Origin of the sequence: Bradyrhizobium sp. WD16 (genome assembly GCF_024181725.1) — a bacterium.
Lineage (GTDB): Bacteria > Pseudomonadota > Alphaproteobacteria > Rhizobiales > Xanthobacteraceae > Bradyrhizobium_A.
Genome location: NZ_CP028908.1, coordinates 5,095,440 through 5,114,284, shown reverse-complemented (window position 1 = coordinate 5,114,284; position 18,845 = coordinate 5,095,440). Strand labels below are relative to the sequence as shown.

Here is an 18,845-nt window from a genome sequence, read left to right as displayed (position 1 = left end):
ATGACAGGCAAACGCATCGAGGGCCTGGAGCGGCGCGGACTGATGTTCGTGCTGTCGTCGCCATCCGGCGCCGGCAAGACCACGCTGTCGCGCCTCTTGCTCGAGCGTACGCCCGGACTGTCGATGTCGGTGTCCGCGACGACGCGGCCGAAGCGCCCGGCCGAGCAGGACGGCCGCGACTATCATTTCGTCGACGCCGCGCGCTTCGAGGTCATGGTGCGCGACGACGAACTGCTGGAATGGGCGACCGTGTTCGACAACCGCTACGGCACGCCGCAGGCGCCGGTCGAGGCCGCGCTGTCGGCAGGCCGCGACGTGCTGTTCGACATCGACTGGCAGGGGACCCAGCAGCTTCGCGAGAAGGCTCGCGACGACGTGGTCAGCGTCTTCATCCTGCCGCCGTCGGCCCACGATCTCGAGCTGCGGCTGCACAGCCGCGCCCAGGATTCGGCCGAGGTGATCCGCGGCCGCATGAACCGGGCGAGCCATGAGCTCAGCCACTGGGCCGAATACGACTACATCGTCATCAACAACGACATCGAGACCGCCTATGCCGAGGTGGAATCGATCCTCAAGGCCGAACGACTGAAGCGCGAGCGCCGCGTCGGCCTGACCGGCTTCGTGCGCGAGCTGCAACGGCAGCTCGGCTGATTCACGGATTGACCATCATGATGCGGCCGACGACGTGGCCGGCGCGCAATTCGTCGATCCATTTCTGCACGTCGCCCATCGGCTTCTCCTGCATCGGCGGCGGCGCCACCTTGCCGGCACGGGCCAGCGCCATCAGCTCCTTGGCCTCCTGCAAGGTGCAGGTCATGAAGCCTTCGATGGTCATGCGCTTGTAGATCCACTGGACCTGGGGGATCGAGAAGGTGCCGCCCATCAGGCCGGAGACGGCGATCTTGCCGCCGCGCGCCAGCACCGAAACGGCGAAGGCCATCGACTTCTCATTGCCGGCGAAATCGACGACCTCGTCGAAGCCGCCATTGGTCTCCTTGAGGATGCGCCTGGCGACATCCGGCTCCGCCGGGTCATAGGCGAAGCGCGCGCCGTTCTTCAGCGCAGTATCGCGGGCCGCGGCGCTGAGATCGGCCACCGAGATCGGCTGCTTGAACATCGCCTTGGCGATCGACAGCCCCATCATGCCGACGCCGCCGAGGCCGATCAGCAGGAGATTGCGCTGGCGCGGCCGGTCGACGAGGCGTTTGAGCGCGCCATAGGCGGTTGCGCCCGAGCACATCAGCGTCGCGGCGAAATTCACCGGCAGCGGATCGTAGTCGAGCAGGTATTTCTGGTCGGGCACCAGCACATGAGTGGCGAAGCCGCCGTCGATGGCGACGCCGAGAAAGCGATTCTTGGCGCAGAGATTTTCATCGCCGGCAAGGCAGTCCTGGCACTGGCCGCAGCCGATCCAGGGAAACACCGCCTTTTTCGTTCCGATCAGCGCGGGATCGGCGTCGGGTCCGACCTCCTCGACGACGCCGGCGATCTCGTGGCCGAGGGTGAAGGGCAGGATCATGCCGCGGGTGGTGTCGAGGCGCTTGCCGTTGCCGATATCCGCATAGCCGTCCTGGATGTGCAGGTCGGAATGGCACAGCCCGCAGCGTTCGATGCGCACCAGCACCTCGCGGCCCTGCGGCTTGGGCGCGTCGATGATGGTCTCGCACAGCGGCGCGTCGAACGTGACGAGGGATTGGCGGCGCATCAGCGTCATGGCGGTTCGGCTCCCGGCGTTTCTTGTGTTGCAGCCGTCATAGTGATGAATTCTCGGGCCATGGCAACAAAGCCGGAGACCGGCACGGTTTCGGCGCGGCGCGTCGGCTCGATATCGGCGGCGGCGGCGAGACGGGCGGGCTCGACCCCGAGCGACTTCAGGCTCTGGCGCAGCATCTTGCGGCGCTGGCCGAAGGCCGCGGCGGTGACGCGCTCCAGTGCCCGGCGATTGCACGGCAAGGGCGCGGCCCGCGGCACGAGGCGTACCACGGAAGAGGTCACTTTGGGCGGCGGCACGAAGGCCGAGGGCGCGATGTCGAACAGCCGTTTGGTCTCGCAGCGCCAGTTGGCGAGCACCGCAAGGCGGCCATAGGCATCTTCGCCGACCTGCGCGGTGATGCGGTCGGCGACCTCGCGCTGAAACATCAGCACCATCATGTCGTACCAGGGCGGCCAGGGGTCGGCGCAGAGCCAGTTGGCGAGCAGCACGGTGGCGATGTTGTAGGGCAGGTTGGCGACGATCCGGGCGCGTTCGCCGGCGAGGAGCGGGCGTGGATCGAACGTGAGGGCGTCGGCGTGCACGACCTCGAGCCGCCCGGGATAATGCGCCGCGATCTCGGCCAGCGCCGGCAGCGCCCGCTCGTCGTGTTCGACGGCGATGACCCGCCGGGCGCCGAGAGCGAGCAGCGCGCGCGTCAATCCGCCGGGACCGGGGCCGATCTCCAGCACCGTGGCCTCGGCCAGCGGCTCGGCGGCGCGGGCGATCCGGGCGGTGAGATTGAGATCGAGCAGGAAGTTCTGGCCGAGCGCCTTGCGCGCCGAAAGTTCGTGACGCCGGATCACCTCGCGCAGCGGCGGCAGGTCGTCGATCGCGCTCATCGGCTCCCTGGTGCCGCCTCGGCGGCGCCGCGCGCGGCCATGCGCGCCGCAAGGCGCAGCGCGGCGATCAGGCTGGACGGATTGGCCCGCCCGGATCCGGCGATGTCGAACGCCGTGCCGTGATCGGGCGAGGTGCGGATGAAGGGCAGGCCCAGCGTGACATTGACGCCGTCGTCGAAGGCCAGCGTCTTGATCGGGATCAGCGCCTGATCGTGATACATGCCGATGGCGCAATCATAGGTCCGGCGTGCGGCCGCATGAAACATCGTGTCGGCGGGCCAGGGGCCGGTGGCATCGACGTCGGAGCGGCGCAGGGCCGCGATCGCCGGTGCAATCACGTCGCGCTCCTCGGTGCCGATGGTGCCCGCCTCGCCGGCATGGGGGTTGAGACCGGCCAGCGCCAGCCGCGGCGCGGCGATGCCGAAATGCCGCTTGAGATCGTCGGCGACGATCCGGCAGGTATCGACGATCAGGCCGGTGGAGAGGCGGGCGATGGCGTCGCGCAGCGCCACGTGGATCGTGACCGGCACGACCGCGAGATCCTCGCACCACAGCATCATCACGGGCTGCGGGGCGGCGCCGTCGCTGCGAGCGAGTTCGGCGAGAAATTCGGTATGGCCGGGATGTGAAAACCCGGCCTTGTAGAGCACGCTCTTGGCGATCGGATTGGTCACCACCGCGGCGGCGCGACCCTCACTGACATCGGCAACGGCGCGGCGGATCGCGGCGATGGCCGCCGGCGCGCTGCTGGCGTCGGGCCTGCCCGCGGCGGCAGTGATGCGTTCGCCGGTCTCGACCACAGGCAGTGCATCGGCGAAGGTCCCGGCCGCGCTTTCCGGCTGGACCGTCGCCACCGGGACGTCGAGGCCGAGACGGGCGGCGCGCCCCTCGATGAAGCCGGCATCGCCGACGAGGTAGAAGGGCGGCAGGGCACGCTCGCGGCGCTGCAGCCAGGCTGCCAGCGTGATGTCCGGGCCGATGCCCGCGGGCTCGCCGATGGTGAGCGCCAGTGGCTTCATGAGCGCGGTCCGCATGACAGCGCGCGGCGGCTCATTGCCGCTTCTCGATCATCGCCGCCTTGCGTAGATCCTTGAGATAGGCATTCGACTTCGCCTCGAATTTCTGTGCGAACAATTTTTCGCGGATCTCTCGTTTCTCGGGCGTGTCGGCGGTGGTCGGCTTGCGGTTGCACAGCGCCACCATCTCGATGCCTTGCTTGGTGACTTCGGGCGGCGTGAGCTTGCCGACCGGGGTGTCGTCGAGCAGCTTGCGCAAGGGCGGCGGCAGGTCCGCGGAGGTTTTGATGACACTGTCGCGGATCGCCGCGTCGCGCATGGAGCGGAACAGTTCGGACGCCTCCGCGCAGCTCTGGACGCGGCCGCGCAGGGCTTCGGCTTCGCGGCGACGGGCATCCAGCGCGCCCGACGGGGCGCCGCGCGGCACCACCAGCACGATCGGCCGCAGGGTATATTCGTAGCTGGTCGCGGCGGTGTCGTCGCCCTTGGCCGGGATCGCCGAAGCGACGTCCTTCTCGTTGACCTGCAGCGAGTCCTTGAAGCGGCCGCGCACCAGCCCGCTCCAGACCGAGTCGGCGCGGATCTTGTTCTTGAGGGTCTCTGGGCGGATGCCCTGGTTTTCCAGCGTCTTGGTGAGCTGGTCCGGGTTCATGCGCATGCGCGAGGCCATGTTGGCGTACATGCTGTCGATCTCGGACGCCGCCGGATCGATGCTGTACTTCTTGGCCTCGCGGATCTTCACCTTCTCGTCGATCAGCTCGTTGACGACCTGGTCGTGCGAGGGCGTCTTGTGCGTGGACAGAGCGTCCAGCTTGGCCCTCTGCTCGATATCGAAATTGGTGATCGGCTCGCCATTGACCATGAGCACCACCGTCTGGGCCCGGGCAGGGGTGGCGAGGCCCAGGGAGAGCCCGAGCGGCGCCGAGAACAGGGCGATCGCAGCGGCGAGGCGGGTGATGGAAATCGGGGTCATGATGACCATCCGTGGGTTGTCCGTCGGAACTTCATGCCCGCTGCCATGGGGGATTTTTGTGTCCCGGCCGTGGCAGACGGACGATTACTGAGTGGCGCCGCTGCCGACGCTCTGGCTGATCGAGGTGGAGCCGATCGTGCGCAGACCGATCTGCAGCATGATGCGGTGATCGACCGTCGGGTTCGCCGTCGTCACCGTCTGGTAGGCATAGTCGGTGATGTAGTTGACCGCGAGCACGAAGCAATCGTCCACGTAGCCGGCGCCGATGGTGTACTGGTTGATGGTGTTGGAGTGAAGGTCGAAGCGCGCGCCGCCCGAGGCCACCCAGTTGGCGGCCAGCTTGATCGAGCCCGTGGTCAGGATGCCCTCGCGGCGGTTCTGATAGCCGAGTTCCGGCTGCGGGCCGTAATTGCCGTAGATCATGCTGATCGACCAGCGGTCGAAGCTGGCGCGCCCCTCGAGTTCCAGGCGCTGGATCGCCAGCGTGTCGCTGTCGAGCCGGGTGCTGGCCGAGAACGTGTAGGTGCGGTTCGGCTGATAGGTGACACGCCCGACATAGTCGGAGACCCGCTTGTCGAGGCCGCTGTCGAGGCCGGTATTGGTGAGATCCTGCACCGCATAGGAGTTCAGTCCGAACAGCTGGTAGGACTGGCCGAACAGCACGTTGACGGAGCCGCCGCGGTCGAACTGGGTGGTGGCCTGAACGCCGACATTGGCGCGGCTGCCGCCCTCGACGCGGTCCCAGCCGGCGAATTTGTTGACGCTGAACAGATTGCTGGCGTCGAAGGTCAGGCTCTGGGAGTCTTCGTTCGGCAGGCTGGAGGCATGGGTCTCGTTCGGCCGGATGATCACCTGCGCGATCGGTTCGATCGTGGTGGTGCCCCAGGGCTGAACGTTGATGAACGGATAGCGATATTCGAAGCCGACCGCCGGCATCAGCCGGCCGACCTGGGTATCGCCGACATTGGTGAAGTTGGATACGCCGGGCTGATTGTCGACCGAGGCATTGATGACATCGCCCCGCAGCGAGACGAACGGCGTCCAGATCTGGCCGATCGGGTCGGTGAAGGAGCGGCGCCAATCGACCTCGCCGGACAGCCGGGTGTAGGTGCCCGGCACGCCGCGCAGCAGACAGTTCGCCTGCGTCTTCATCGCCGGATCAGCCGAGGTCGGCAGACACCAGCCGTTGTTGACCGCCGTCGTGGTGAGAGCGTCGAAAGCCGCAGTCGAGCGGGTCAGGTTGGTGAAGTTGCCCTTGTAGCTGAGTTCGCCACCGAGGATCGAGCGGTTCACCACGTTGGAATAGTCGATCACCGGCGCGACCACCGGGATCTGGCTCTGCACGTCGGCGGCGGAGAAGCCGTAGTAATAGATCGAACGGATGTCGAAGTAGCTGCGATTGCCGAGCCCGGTCAGATAGACCTGGGAGGTCGCCTCGGTGGGCGTCGTCAGGAAGGACTGTAGCGGATTGCGGTACACCGACAGGCTGTAGTCCTGAAAGAACGTCTTGTCGCTCAGCAGCGTGCCGTCCCAGCCCCAGACCCATTTGTCGTTGAGGGCGAACTGGCCGGAGGTCTGCACGGCACCGCGCAGCGTGCGATCACCAGCGGCGCCGGCAAAGGCGCTGGGCTCGAGCTGGTTGATGCCATAGGCGCGGATCTCGTAGGCGCCATTGATCAGCCGCTGGCGGAATTCGCCCTGCAGCAGCACACCCTGGCGCGTGCTGACGCGCGGCGTGATGGTGACGTCGTAGTCCGGCGCCAGCGCCCAGTAGTAGGGGACCTCGACGTTGAAGCCGGTGGCGGAACTCTGGGTCGCCCACGGCTGGAGGAAGCCCGACTTGCGCTTCACGGTCGGATCAGGCGTCGAGAAATACGGCAGATAGGCCATCGGCACGCCGAAGAATTCGAGCCGCGCATCCTCAAAATACAGCATTTTTTCCTGCTGATCGTGGATGATGCGCGCGCCCTTCACCTGCCACAGCGGGGGCTTCTTCGGATTGTCGCGGCATTCGGCGCAGGCGGTGTAGACGCCGCTCTGGAACACCGTGTAGCGCCCCTCGGTGCGGTCGGCGCGGGTCGCGGCCATGCGGGTCCGGTCGGCGGTTTCCAGCCGGAGCGAATCGACGAAGCCGTCGCGATAGTCGTCGCTGAGATCCATGATCTCGGCATAGGTGATCTTGCCGTCCACATCGGTCATGCGGACGTTGCCCTCGGCGCGCAGGCGCTTGGTCTTCTGGTCGTAGATTACCCGGTCGGCCTGGACCGTCGAACCGTTGTGATAGATCTGGACGTTGCCGACCGCCGAGACGCGCTGGTTATTGTAGTCGTAGTCGACCTCGGTGGCCTGGACCAGCATCTGGCCGTCATCCGGCCGCTGCGCCGGTTTGGGGCTCGGCGGCAGCGGATTGTAGGTGAAGCTCTGGGCCAGCGCCGGGGCAGGGCTCAGCATCGCGGGGGCGAACGCCAGCATCCCGGCGGTGAGCGCCGAGAGACAGGCCGGGCAGGCCCAAGACACAGCCGTGGACGCGGCAAAGCGCAGGCCGCGCACAACCGTGCGCCGCCGGGGGTGGGGCGTCATGCTTTGGCGGGCGGCGACAACGGCCACTACCCGTCCTCCTGATACAGCAAGGCCAAGAACCCGGTGAGGCCGCCAACGACGACGGGAAGCCACGCCGCGGCCACCGGGTGCATCAAATCTGCCTTGCTCAAATCCTCGGTTACCTTCGAGAGGACATAGAGCAGAAAGCCTGCCCCCACGCCACTCAAAACCATCTTCTGAACACCGCCAAACCGGAAGAACCGGAGGCTGACGGCGCCCGCGAGCATTACCATCGCCGCCAGCAGAAACGGGCGTGACAGAAGTTTCTGGTATTGCAGCCGGTAGCCTGCTGTCGCCAGCCCAGATGCTTGAGAAGACTGGATATATTGGGGAAGTTGCCAAAAGGACACACTCTCGGGCGTGGAAAAACTGTTGCGGACCTGCGCCGGCGTCAGGTTCGTGGGCAGAAGGAAGGTCTCGTGATCCTCGGGCGGATTATCAAGGGTGTAGAGGCGGGCGCCCTGCAGCCGCCAGCGGCCGGCTTCGAGGGTTGCTTCGCGGGCCTCGATTCGGTCGCGGAACTCGCCCGACGGGGTGAAGCGGAAGATCGTCAGGCCGGTCAGTCGCACACCCTGTTCCTGGCTGCCCCCCGCGCTGATGATGGCCTGGCCGTCCGAACTGATCTGGTTGACCCAGAAGCCCGAGGCGTCCTGCAGCCCGCGGTCGGTAAACAGGGTCGCCTCCATCCGTTTGGCGCGCTCCTGGAGATCGGCTGACAACGGGTTATAGAGCGTGGTGGCAGCGACCCCGAGGAGCAGGGCGGTGACCAGCGCCGGGCTCATGAATTGCCAGGCGGAGATGCCGGCGGCGCGGGCCACCACCAGTTCCAGCCGGCGCGACAGGTCGAGATAGCAGGTCATGGCGCCGACCAGGATGCAGAACGGCATCAGCCGTTCCAGCAGTTGCGGCACCCGGAAGATCGAAGTCTCGGCGATAAAGAGCGCGGAAGCCCCGGTGTTGTTGGCCGTCCGCCGCATCAACTCGATGTAATCGACGAACACGACCAGCAGGAAGATGCCGACGAAGACCGACAGCGTAGCCAGCAGGAAGCGCCCGGCGAAATAACGCCCCAGAGTGTTTGAGACCAGGACCGTCATGCGCGGGCGGACCGCCTGGCCAGACAGCGCGATGAGGCGACCGGGCAGATCGTCGAGGGCGCGGTGATTGAAGCAATCGATCGCGCCGCGGCGCCCCGGCTGGCCGGACGAATGGCCGCCGTCACGGTGTCGCGTGTCACGGCGTGGCGCACCGTCTGATCGATCTGCATCACGCGCGTCATCCGCCCCTGTGCCGTGGCACACCTCAAAAACCGGCAGCATCGGCGTGCTGCCACGACTAATCGATTACCGCGCCACCTGCCGCCCTCCCCAAGGCGGGCTGCGGCGAAAGGCCCGAACCAAGGCCCTTGTTGAATAGTATCCCGTTGATTGGTCAATAAAATGGCTGATGGCGGCAACCCCTTATTTGTTGGTTAATATACTGTTTGCGTGTCCCGCGGGCCACGCTCGTCTTGGCAGCGCCACCACCGGCGGGCCATAGTAGGGGCCTTCCCGCCCGGATCGTCTCGCCGAGATCTGTCCGTCAGCCGTTGTTCTGGAGGTTTTGCACATGCCCGACGCCGTCAAGGTCGGCTTCGTTTCGTTTTCTGCCGCCGCCCGTGGCGTTCTGGTGCTGTTTTCCGACGAATCGCTCAAGTTCGGTCCCGTCGGGAGCAAGCTCCTCGGCGACGCCATCGCGACGGTGAAGCGGGCGGCGAGCGCGGCGCATTTCAAGGGCAAGAGCGGTTCGGCACTCGACATCCTGGCCCCCCAGGGGCTCAAGGTCGACCGCCTGATCGTGGTCGGGACGGGAAAGAACGGGGCGCGGACGCCTCACGATTACGTCACTCTCGGCGGCGCCACTCTTGCCCGGCTGTCCTCGAAGGTCGGTCCAGTCACCGTGGTCGCCGAACTGTCCGATGGCGCCATGAGCGCCGCGGACGCGGCGGCGGTTGCCGCCGGTATCCGGCTGCGGGCCTATCGTTTCGATCGTTACAAGACCAAGAAGAAGGACGAGGACAAGGCGCTGGCCGCCGACGTCTCGCTGGCGGTCGCCGATGTCGCGGCCGCGCGCAAGGCGTTCATCGGCGAGGCGCCGGTGGTCGACGGCGTGCTGCTGGCGCGCGAACTCGTCAACGAGCCGCCGAACGTACTGTATCCGGCGGAGTTCGCCCGCCGCGCTGCGGAATTGCGCAAGCTCGGGGTCGCCATCGAGATTCTCGACGTCAAGGCCATGACCAAGCTCGGCATGGGCGCTCTGCTCGGGGTTTCCCAGGGCTCGACCCAGGAGGGCCGTGTCGTGGTGATGCGCTGGAACGGTGGCAAGCGGGGTGACAAGCCGGTCGCCTTCATCGGCAAAGGCGTCTGCTTCGACACCGGCGGCATCTCGATCAAGGGCGCCGCCAACATGGAGGAGATGAAGGGCGACATGGCAGGCGCGGCCTGCGTCGTCGGCCTGATGCATGCGCTCGCCGCGCGCAAGGCCAAGGTCAATGCGGTCGGCGCCATCGGTCTTGTCGAGAACATGCCCGACGGCAACGCCCAGCGCCCCGGCGACATCGTCACCTCGATGTCCGGCCAGACCATCGAGATCATCAATACCGATGCCGAGGGCCGGCTCGTGCTGGCCGACGTGCTCTGGTATGTCGGCCAAAAATTCAAGCCGAAATTCATGATCGATCTGGCGACCCTGACCGGCGCCATCCTGGTGGCGCTCGGCACCGAGCACGCCGGTCTGTTCTCGAATGACGACGAGCTGTCCGAGCGCCTCAGCAAGGCCGGGCAGGAGACCGGCGAACTCGTCTGGCGGATGCCGCTGGGCCCGGCATACGACAAGCTGATCGATTCGAAATTCGCCGACATGAAGAACACCGGCGGCCGGCACGGCGGCTCGATCACCGCAGCACAGTTCCTGCAGCGCTTCGTCGACGGCACGCCCTGGGTTCACCTCGACATTGCCGGCACCGGCATGGGAGCGCCGGCAACGGACATCAATACGAGCTGGGGCTCGGGCTTCGGTGTGCGACTGCTGAACCGCCTGGTGGCCGATCACTACGAAGGCAGGATGTAGATTGCCTGGAATCGCGCGATGACCGACGTGCTGTTCTATCACTTGCAGGACATGACGCTGGAGGCGGTGCTGCCGCCCCTGGTGGAAAAGTCGCTGGAGCGCGGCTGGCGGGTGGTGATTCAGGCGAGATCGGAAGAGCGGGTCGGCGCGCTCGATACACACCTGTGGACATTTCGTGACGATTCGTTTCTGCCGCACGGAACATGGCGCGACGAAGGCGCCGGCGAGCATCCGGTGGTGCTGGCGATCGAGGCCGGCAATCCGAACGGCGCGCAGATCCGGTTTCTGGTGGACAACGCCGCCATGCCGGAGGATTCAGCCAGCTACGAGCGCCTCGTGCTGATCTTCGACGGCAATGACGACGAGGCGCTGAGCGGGGCGCGCGCGGCCTGGGCCGACAGCAAGGCGCGCGGCTTCGAAGTGACATACTGGCAGGCGGATGAACGTGGCCGATGGCAGAAGCGGCAATGACAGGCAGGTGCGCCATTAAGCCTGTGGTGGAATTTCACGGGGCCATCTTGCGGCAAGCCACGGTGGCGCCTCAAATGGATGGTGGGAACGGTCGCAACGGCGGCGGGGCCGGTGGGTTTCGGCGTGGGAATCGGGTTTTTTAAGTGAGACGAATGACTTCTTATCGCACTGGTGCTGCCATCCTGCTCGTCATCGCTCCCGCGCTCGCCGGTTGCGGCGCGAGCCTGTCGGATTATTCGTTGAAGGACCAGGAATGGTTCTCGCGGCCGGCGCGCATGTTCAACCGCAGCGTCTCGATCGAGACCCCGCCGCTGTCGTCGACCGCGCAGGTCTCGCCCGCCGACCTGATCGGTGCCGACGGTAGCTGCGCCGGCGTGTCGCCGGGCGACGCCAATGCCCAGGCCCAGGGCCAGCCGGCGCCGACCGGCGCCGTGGCGCTCGGCCACACCGAATGCGATGTTGCCCGCGCCGCGGGCACGCCCGATAACGTGAATATCTCGGCGAACGAGCGCGGCGAGCGTGTTGCGGTGCTGACCTATACCCGCGGCCCGCGCCCTGGGATCTACCGTTTCACCTCGGGTCGCCTGACGGATGAAGAGGCGGCGCCGGCGCCGCCGGCCCCTGCGAAGCCGGCCAAGCGGTCCAAGAAGCACGCCTGAGGTTTCGCTCTTTTTATCATCATGCGAAGCGGCACCCGCTTCGGATGAACTTAGCCGGCGGCTTCCGCTTCCGAACTCAATTCGAGCCAGAGCTCTTCGGCCCGTTGCAGGGCGGCGGTGGCTCCGGTTCTCGCCTTGCCGAGCTGGGCCGCCCTGGCCGGATCGCGGGCAAAGATGTCCGGCAGCGCCAGCGCCGCATCGATCTTCTCGATGATGTCGCCGATCCGCGCTATTTCCGCCTCGGCGGCGGCGATCTGCTGCTTCAGCGAACGCCGGTCGGCCTTGCGCCGCGCGACCTCCTCGCCGTTCGGGCGCGGTGCATCGGCCGTGCGTTCGCGCGGCGCGGTCCGCGTGCCGCGGGCAGAGAGCACGGTGCGGCGATAATCGTCGAGATCGCCGTCGTACGGCGTCACAGCACGGTCGGCCACCACCCAGAGCTGGTCGGCGCAGGCTTCGATCAGATAGCGATCGTGCGAGACCATGATCACGGCGCCTGGAAACTCGTTGATCGCCTCGGCCAGCGCTGCTCGGCTGTCGATGTCGAGATGATTGGTGGGCTCGTCGAGGATGATCATGTTGGGCCCGAAGAAGGTGGCGAGCCCGAGCAGAAGCCGCGCCTTTTCGCCGCCCGACAGGCTCTTCACCAGGGTGTCGGCGGCCTTGCCGGAAAAGCCGATGGCCCCGGCGCGGGCGCGAACCTTGGCCTCGGGCGCGTCGGGCATCAACCGCCGGATGTGACCATAGGGCGAGCCGTCCTCGTCCAACTCGTCGACCTGATGCTGGGCGAAATAGGCGATCGACAGTTTGTCGGCACGGACGACGCTGCCGGAGAACGGCTTCAGCCGGTCGGCCAACAGCTTCACCAACGTCGATTTGCCGTTGCCGTTGGCGCCGAGCAGGGCGATGCGGTCATCGGGATCGATCCGCAGCGTTACGCGATTGAGAATCGGCCGTGCGGCGTCATAGCCGACGCTGACATTGTCGACGGCGATGATCGGCGGCGACAGCAGTCGCTTCGGCGCCGGAAAGCTGATTTCGCGCACGTCCTGGGTGACAAGCGCCGTCACCGGCTCCATGCGTTCGAGCATCTTGACGCGCGACTGCGCCTGCCGCGCCTTTGACGCCTTGGCCTTGAAGCGCTCGACGAAGGCCTGCAGCCGCTTGCGCTCCGTCTCCTGGCGCTTGACCTGCCTGGCGTCGAGCATCTCGCGAGTGGCGCGCTGTTTCTCGAACGACGAATAGGAGCCGCGATAGAGCATGAGCTTGCCGCGGTCGAGATGAAGAATCTGGTCGACTGAGGTCTCGAGCAGGTCGCGGTCGTGACTGATCACGATCACCGTGCGCGGATAGCTGGCAAGGTGATCCTCCAGCCACAGCGTGCCTTCGAGGTCGAGATAGTTGGTCGGCTCGTCGAGCAGCAGAAGGTCAGGTGCCGCGAACAGCGTCGCGGCCAGGGCGACACGCATCCGCCAGCCGCCGGAGAATTCCTGGCAAGGGCGTTCCTGGTCGGCGGCGGAGAAACCGAGGCCGGACAGGATCGCGGCGGCGCGCGCCGGCGCCGAATGGGCGTCGATGTCGACGAGGCGGGTCTGGATCTCGGCGATCCGATGTGCGTCGGTGGCGGTCTCGGCCTCCGCCAGCAAGGCATGGCGCTCGCGGTCCGCTCGCAGCACCACCGCGATCAGGCTGTCGGGGCCGCCCGGCGCTTCCTGGGCGAGGCTGCCGATCTGCCAGCGTGGCGGCAGTGAAATCGTTCCGTTTTCGGCGGCAAGTTCGCCGCGGATCACCTTGAAAAGGGTCGATTTGCCGGTCCCGTTGCGGCCAACCAACCCGACCCGGGCGCCGGGAGGGATCTGAACCGAGGCATGATCGATCAGGAGCCGGCCCGCGACCCGGATCGATAGATCTTCGATGGAAAGCATGTGGGCGTTTTCACCGCGGAGGGCGGCAAAGGCAAGCCTGTTTTCACCACGGCCGGCTTTTCGCCAATTCGGTTTCGCAACGGCCTCTGCCGGTCAGGATCCGTCAGCGCTAGTGTGGCGTCTCGCTATTGCCTACCGCCTTTGCGGCAAGCCTCTCGTAGGCAATTGCGAGACATAAGCCACACTAGCGGGGAAGGCTGTCGCGCCGGCGCAGTTCCTCGACCAGTTCGCGCAGGCGATCGGGCAGGGCGGTGCCATCGTCCTCCGCCGCAGTGAGCTTTCGCAGACTGTCACCGACGCCCCGACACACTGCCATGGAGGTCGTCCGGTCCATGGAGAGATCGGTGCCCCGGCGCGACGTCGCCCGACTCATTGGTCACTCCGCCCGTTCCAGAACGATCAAATGCATACGACCCACCAACATGTTGCGGTGGCGTTCGGTTCACCCCGCCGCGCGACTACCGACAATCAGGGTAAAAAGCGCGTAAAAATGCGCGAACCGCGGATGTGCCGGTCCGGGCGGTCGTTGGCGCAAACGCGCGGTGCGTTCATGGTTTGGCGCAGTCCTTTCGCCGCGGCGGCCGACGCAAAAAAAAAGCCCCGGCACGGGCGGCCGGGGCAGTCTCGGGAGGTCAGGCGGGAAAGACGCGACGGGAAAGAGTGGTCAGTCGCAGCGGTTGACGAGGCGCCAGCGCATGCCCCATGGCGTGGGAACCGGGCGGCGAACCCAGCAGCCGCCGCCGCCATAGCCCGGACCGGCGTAGAAGCGCCGCCCGTAACCGTGACGCCAGCCATCGTGCTCATCGTGGTGCCCGCCGCGATCCCAGCCGCCACGGTCCCAGCCGCCCCGATCCCAGCCGCCCCGATCCCAGTCATGGGCCGACGCGGCGCTGGGCGCCAATGCCGTCATGCCGAGCGACGTCGCTGCGACAATTGCAAAGGCGAGCTTGCGAAACATGATCGTCTCCTGTCATGGGCCGGCGCTGCCGGCGACACTGATGCCAAGGCGCCTGGGGCACCCAGGCCGGCATTCATGAGACGAACCTATCGCGCCCAAGCTGAACCGGCGCAGGACCGGGCCTTCAGCCGGCGTTCACCAGCATGACAAAGACGTAAGCTTGGTTGCGGCGGGATGTGGGAGGCAGGTGACGGCCTTGGGCGGCAGCGGCAGGCCGCTTGCCCCGATTGGGCCGCGCCGTTATAAGCGCCGAAATTTCCCCGAAAACCCGTCAGGAGCAGTTATGGCGATTGAACGCACCTTTTCGATTATCAAGCCCGATGCCACCGCCCGCAACATCACCGGTGCGGTGAATGCGCTGATCGAGAAGGCCGGGCTGAGAATCGTCGCGCAGAAGCGCATCCAGATGACGCGCGAGCAGGCCGAAACCTTCTATGCCGTGCACAAGGCGCGGCCGTTCTTCGGCGAACTGGTCGACTTCATGATCTCCGGTCCGGTGGTCGTGCAGGTGCTCGAAGGTGAGAACGCGATCGCAAAATACCGCGAGGTAATGGGCGCCACCGACCCCTCCAAGGCGGCCGACGGCACGATCCGCAAGCTTCACGCCAACTCGATCGGCGAGAACAGCGTTCACGGCTCCGATGCGGCCGAGACCGCGGCGGTGGAGATTGCCCAGTTCTTCTCCGGCAACGAAATCGTCGGCTGATACGCGATCGCGAAACGACGGCCGCCTCCGGCTGATCCGGAGCGCGGCCGTTGATTTTTGGCGCTGCTCGACGGGGGGAGCACTGTCATGAACGGCCTGCTGCAGGTAGTTAGCAACGGTTTTGCCGACGAAGTTGGCCGTCCTGATTTCTGGGTCGCGCTCACCAAGATCATTTGGATCAATGTCCTGCTCTCCGGCGACAACGCGCTGGTGATCGCGCTCGCCTGTCGCGGGCTCCACCATCGGCAGCGGGTCTGGGGCATGGTGCTGGGCGCCGGCGTCGCCGTTCTGCTGCGCGTCATCTTCACCGGGATCGTCGCGACCTTGATGTCGCTGCCCTACCTCAAGCTGGCGGGCGGGCTCGCCTTGATCCTGGTCGCGGTCAAGCTTCTGGTGCCGGAAGACGACGACGAAGAGGTCAAGTCCGCCGCCAATCTCTGGGCGGCGGTGCGCATCGTCGCCGTCGCCGACATCATCATGAGCCTCGACAACGTGATCGCGGTGGCAGCGGCTGCCAACGGCAGTGTCACGCTGCTTGTGCTCGGCCTCGTGATCAGCATTCCGATGATCGTCGCCGGCGCGGCCCTCATCATGGCGGTGCTCGACCGGCTGCCGATCCTCGTCTGGCTCGGCGCCGCTCTGCTCGGCTGGATCGCCGGCGAGGTGATCGCCACCGATCCGGCGGTGCATCCGGCCGTCCAGAATCTGCTCGAGGGCAGGATCGCGCTTCAGATCGATGCGGTGTCGCATGTGTTCGCGAGCGCGCGTTCGCTGGCCTGGTCCGAGCCGCTGGCCGAATTCAGCTTCGCGGTCGCAGGCGCCTTGATCGTGCTGGTCTGGGGCGGGCTGTGGCGGCAGCGGCGGCTGCAGGAGCAGGTCGAGCGCTCCACCGCCTCGGTCAGCTCAGGCGATGCGGTCTGATCGAGCTGGAGACGGGCGCCCCGCGCGCGCGTCCTACCAGCGGACTTCGACGCCGATCGTGCCCTGGCCCGCCACCGTGACGGCCCGACCATTGGCGGAAGACCGTGATCGGCGACATGTTCTGCGCGACGTTGTCGACGAACTTGCTGTTGGCCCAGATGATCGAAGCCTATTTCCGTCGGTGACGTGGCGCGCGGCGATCCAGTGATGGCCGACTTCGGCGCTGGGCAGGATGCGGGTTCTTGCGCGCTGCACAACGCCGTGGATGCCGCCCCCATGTTGTTGCAATGCCGCAGCGGTTGATGCGGAGCACACGACGCGCGCTGCTACCCAGCCTTGCTAAGCCGGATTTTTCGTGTTGGGATTGTATCGCAAGCGGAGTTGAGGCCGTTCGTCTGTGCAGTTGCGATTCCCGATTATCGTTCGCAAGCGACCCAAGACCCGTGTGTGGCGTGGCACGCGTGAAGCGCGCCTCGTCTTTTTTTGACTGGTGTGATGGTTCAGAAATTCCATTCTAGTGCAGGAGACCCGCGTGGCAAAAGGTACCGTCAAGTGGTTCAACCCGACCAAGGGCTACGGCTTCATCAAGCCTGCCATGGGCGATAAGGACGTGTTCGTTCACATCTCGGCGGTGGAACGGGCAGGGCTGACGACCCTCAACGAGAACCAGGTCGTCGAATACGAGTTGGTGGAAAACCGCGGCCGCGCCTCGGCGGAGAATCTCAAGCTCAGCTGAGGCCAGGCTTTTCCAACCTTTGCATCGATGTCCGATGAAGCCCCGGCAGGTTCGCTCGGGGCCTTTTTTTGTCCGGCTCAGGACGCGCGGGCAGCGATGCCGCGCAAGACCTCGACGAACAGCGGCGGCTCCACCGCCATGACGCGGGCCTGCAGATCCTCGACGCGATCGCCCGGCAGCACCGGGACCTCGCGCCGGGCGAGGATCTCGCCGTGGTCGTATTCCTCGTCGACGAGATGGACGGTGCAGCCGCTGACGGCCTCGCCCGCGGCGAGCACCGCCTCGTGGACGTGGTGGCCGAACATCCCGCGGCCGCCGAATTTGGGCAGCAAGGCCGGATGAATGTTGAGGATGTGTCCGCCATAGCGTGCGAGCGTCGCCGGCCCGAGCTTGCGCAGATAGCCCGACATCACCACCCAGTCGACACCGGCCTCGTCGAGGGCCGCGCAGATGGCGCGATCGGCCGCGTCATCGCTGCCGGCGGTGCGGGCGCTGATATGGCGAGCAGGGAGGTCGTGCTCCCTGGCGAATTGCAGCGCCGGCGCATCGCCGTTGTTGCAGATCGCGATGCAGGCGCGGGCGTCCAGCGAGCCGGCCTCGATCGCGGCGACGATGGCCCGCATGCTGCTGCCGCCATGGGAGGCGAGGAAGCCGAGATGGAGCGTCATGATACTGCGGCGCCGGAGTTGGACGGGGACGAACGCGTCATAGCGACAGGTCGAGGTGGCCGTCATAGACGACGCTGCTGTCCGCCTGCTCGATCACTTCGCCGAGATAGGTGGCGGTCTCGCCGGCTTCGGCGAAAGCTTCGGTCACCGCGGCAACGGCGGGACGCGACACGATCGCGATCATGCCGATCCCGCAGTTGAAGGTGCGCAGCAGTTCCGGCTCGGCGATCCCGCCCTGGGCGGCAAGCCACTTGAACACCGGCAGCACCGGCACGGCGGGCAGGTCGATGCGGACGCCTAGTCCCCTGGGCAGCACCCGGGGGATGTTGTCGGTGAAACCGCCGCCGGTGATATGGGCGAGGCCCTTCACCGCGCTGGTTTCGCGGATCGCGCGCAGGCAGGATTTCACATAAAGGCGGGTGGGGGTCAGCAGCGCCGCTCCCAGTGTCATCACCGGCGAGAACGGCGCCGGTTGATCGAGCCGCAGCCCGCAGGTATCGACCACCTTGCGCACCAGTGAGAAGCCGTTGGAGTGGACCCCGGAGGAAGGCAGGCCGAGCACCGCGTCCCCGACGGCGACGTCCGGCCGCGGCAACAGCGTACCGCGCTCGGCCGCGCCAACGGCGAAGCCGGCGAGATCATAATCGCCGTCCTTGTACAGGCCGGGCATTTCGGCGGTCTCGCCGCCGATCAGCGCGCAGCCGGATTCCCGGCAGCCCTGCGCAACACCCGCCACGATCGCCGCTGCGGCCTCCGGATCGAGCTTGCCGCAAGCGAAATAGTCAAGAAAAAACAAAGGCTCGGCGCCCTGGACGACGAGGTCGTTGACTGACATGGCGACGAGATCGATGCCGATGCCGCCGTGCAGGCCGCTGTCGATCGCAAGCTTGACCTTGGTGCCGACCCCATCAGTGGCGGCAACCAGCACCGGATCGCGAAACCCCGCCGCCTTCAGGTCGAACAGGCCCCCGAAACCGCCGATCTCCGCCGCTGCGCCGGCCCTCGCGGTGGCGCGGACCAGCGGTTTGATCATGTCGACCAGGCGGTTGCCGGCGTCGATGTCGACCCCGGCGTCCGCGTATGTGAGCCCTTGCTTGTCGGTCATTGCTGTTGCTCCGGGTCCCGATGGACCGGGCGGACCGGTCGGCCCGCGGTTCCAGCCCCGCGGCGCCAGGCGGCGCGGGGCAGCTGGTCCCGCCGGAACGGGACCGGTGTTTTCCGCTCGTTACGGAAGATTTGTCCACTGCGCAATGCCGCGTCCCGGCGCGCGGTGTTTCCTGTGTTGACAACGGCCTGTCCGCCCCCGATCAAACCGCTCGTGGAGTGGATTTGACATTCGCTACCCGCCAGGACGCGGGCTCGTGACGCGAATGTCAAATCCAAAACTCCACGAGAAGCCATATGTTGCTCGTGTCCCGTCTCCGAATTACCGCTCCATTTGCCTCATGCTCGCACGGTCATTCGGAGACATAAGGACACTAGCAAAATCAAAGTGCTAGTGTGGCTTATGTCTC

The 18,845-nt window shown here is 66.3% G+C and carries 18 protein-coding genes; 7 read left to right on the top strand and 11 right to left on the bottom strand.

Going from position 1 to position 18,845, the window contains the following annotated elements:
* Entirely contained in the window at positions 1-651 is a 651-nt protein-coding gene (gene gmk / locus DB459_RS23540; RefSeq protein ID WP_253708633.1) for a guanylate kinase, read from the top strand.
* Position 652: 1 nt separating this feature from the next.
* Here gmk and DB459_RS23535 read toward each other — a convergent pair whose 3' ends face one another.
* The 6 genes from DB459_RS23535 to lptG all read right to left on the bottom strand — a co-directional run bounded on the left by DB459_RS23535 (position 653) and on the right by lptG (position 8,279).
* On the bottom strand, positions 653-1,714 hold the full coding sequence (locus tag DB459_RS23535) for an alcohol dehydrogenase (protein ID WP_253708630.1): 1,062 nt from the start codon (positions 1,712-1,714) through the stop codon (positions 653-655).
* On the bottom strand, positions 1,711-2,592 hold the full coding sequence (gene rsmA / locus DB459_RS23530; protein ID WP_253708627.1) for a 16S rRNA (adenine(1518)-N(6)/adenine(1519)-N(6))-dimethyltransferase RsmA: 882 nt from the start codon (positions 2,590-2,592) through the stop codon (positions 1,711-1,713). The genes DB459_RS23535 and rsmA overlap by 4 nt, the downstream gene beginning before the upstream one ends.
* Complete coding sequence (gene pdxA / locus DB459_RS23525) at positions 2,589-3,626, bottom strand: 4-hydroxythreonine-4-phosphate dehydrogenase PdxA (RefSeq protein WP_253708624.1); 1,038 nt, start codon at positions 3,624-3,626, stop codon at positions 2,589-2,591. Before pdxA ends, rsmA begins: the two co-directional genes overlap by 4 nt.
* Positions 3,627-3,642: 16 nt before the next feature.
* The gene (locus DB459_RS23520) at positions 3,643-4,581 is read right to left on the bottom strand and encodes a SurA N-terminal domain-containing protein (protein WP_253708621.1); all 939 of its coding nucleotides are present in this window, start codon (positions 4,579-4,581) and stop codon (positions 3,643-3,645) included.
* Between the two features lie 84 nt (positions 4,582-4,665).
* Entirely contained in the window at positions 4,666-7,188 is a 2,523-nt protein-coding gene (locus tag DB459_RS23515; RefSeq protein WP_371926809.1) for an LPS-assembly protein LptD, read from the bottom strand.
* A complete protein-coding gene (gene lptG, locus DB459_RS23510) occupies positions 7,188-8,279 on the bottom strand; it encodes an LPS export ABC transporter permease LptG (RefSeq protein WP_253713680.1) in 1,092 nt (363 codons plus the stop codon). Before lptG ends, DB459_RS23515 begins: the two co-directional genes overlap by 1 nt.
* 511 nt (positions 8,280-8,790) lie before the next feature.
* Here lptG and DB459_RS23505 point away from each other — a divergent pair.
* The 3 genes from DB459_RS23505 to DB459_RS23495 all read left to right on the top strand — a co-directional run bounded on the left by DB459_RS23505 (position 8,791) and on the right by DB459_RS23495 (position 11,420).
* Positions 8,791-10,290 carry a leucyl aminopeptidase gene (locus tag DB459_RS23505; protein WP_253708619.1) on the top strand — a complete coding sequence of 500 codons (1,500 nt, stop codon included), beginning with the start codon at positions 8,791-8,793 and terminating at the stop codon, positions 10,288-10,290.
* A gap of 18 nt (positions 10,291-10,308) precedes the next feature.
* On the top strand, positions 10,309-10,761 hold the full coding sequence (locus DB459_RS23500) for a DNA polymerase III subunit chi (RefSeq protein WP_253708616.1): 453 nt from the start codon (positions 10,309-10,311) through the stop codon (positions 10,759-10,761).
* A gap of 152 nt (positions 10,762-10,913) precedes the next feature.
* Positions 10,914-11,420, top strand: a complete 507-nt coding sequence (locus DB459_RS23495; RefSeq protein ID WP_253708613.1) for a hypothetical protein — start codon at positions 10,914-10,916, stop codon at positions 11,418-11,420.
* A 50-nt stretch (positions 11,421-11,470) separates the two neighbouring features.
* Here the strand turns inward: DB459_RS23495 and DB459_RS23490 are convergent, their stop codons facing one another.
* The 3 genes from DB459_RS23490 to DB459_RS23480 all read right to left on the bottom strand — a co-directional run bounded on the left by DB459_RS23490 (position 11,471) and on the right by DB459_RS23480 (position 14,300).
* The gene (locus DB459_RS23490) at positions 11,471-13,342 is read right to left on the bottom strand and encodes an ABC-F family ATP-binding cassette domain-containing protein (RefSeq protein ID WP_253708611.1); all 1,872 of its coding nucleotides are present in this window, start codon (positions 13,340-13,342) and stop codon (positions 11,471-11,473) included.
* A gap of 184 nt (positions 13,343-13,526) precedes the next feature.
* Positions 13,527-13,715: a hypothetical protein gene (locus tag DB459_RS23485; protein WP_253708609.1), complete on the bottom strand. Its 189-nt coding sequence runs from the start codon at positions 13,713-13,715 to the stop codon at positions 13,527-13,529.
* Between the two features lie 291 nt (positions 13,716-14,006).
* Entirely contained in the window at positions 14,007-14,300 is a 294-nt protein-coding gene (locus tag DB459_RS23480) for a sulfur globule protein precursor (protein ID WP_253708607.1), read from the bottom strand.
* Positions 14,301-14,583: 283 nt separating this feature from the next.
* Between DB459_RS23480 and ndk the strand changes: the two genes are divergently transcribed.
* The 3 genes from ndk to DB459_RS23465 all read left to right on the top strand — a co-directional run bounded on the left by ndk (position 14,584) and on the right by DB459_RS23465 (position 16,663).
* A complete protein-coding gene (ndk, locus tag DB459_RS23475) occupies positions 14,584-15,006 on the top strand; it encodes a nucleoside-diphosphate kinase (RefSeq protein WP_253713679.1) in 423 nt (140 codons plus the stop codon).
* Between the two features lie 87 nt (positions 15,007-15,093).
* A complete protein-coding gene (locus DB459_RS23470) occupies positions 15,094-15,927 on the top strand; it encodes a TerC family protein (RefSeq protein WP_253708606.1) in 834 nt (277 codons plus the stop codon).
* Positions 15,928-16,459: 532 nt separating this feature from the next.
* Entirely contained in the window at positions 16,460-16,663 is a 204-nt protein-coding gene (locus DB459_RS23465) for a cold-shock protein (RefSeq protein WP_253708604.1), read from the top strand.
* Between the two features lie 77 nt (positions 16,664-16,740).
* Here DB459_RS23465 and purN read toward each other — a convergent pair whose 3' ends face one another.
* A complete protein-coding gene (purN, locus tag DB459_RS23460) occupies positions 16,741-17,331 on the bottom strand; it encodes a phosphoribosylglycinamide formyltransferase (RefSeq protein ID WP_253708602.1) in 591 nt (196 codons plus the stop codon).
* Between the two features lie 37 nt (positions 17,332-17,368).
* Entirely contained in the window at positions 17,369-18,436 is a 1,068-nt protein-coding gene (purM, locus tag DB459_RS23455; RefSeq protein ID WP_253708600.1) for a phosphoribosylformylglycinamidine cyclo-ligase, read from the bottom strand.
* Positions 18,437-18,845: the final 409 nt, after the last annotated feature.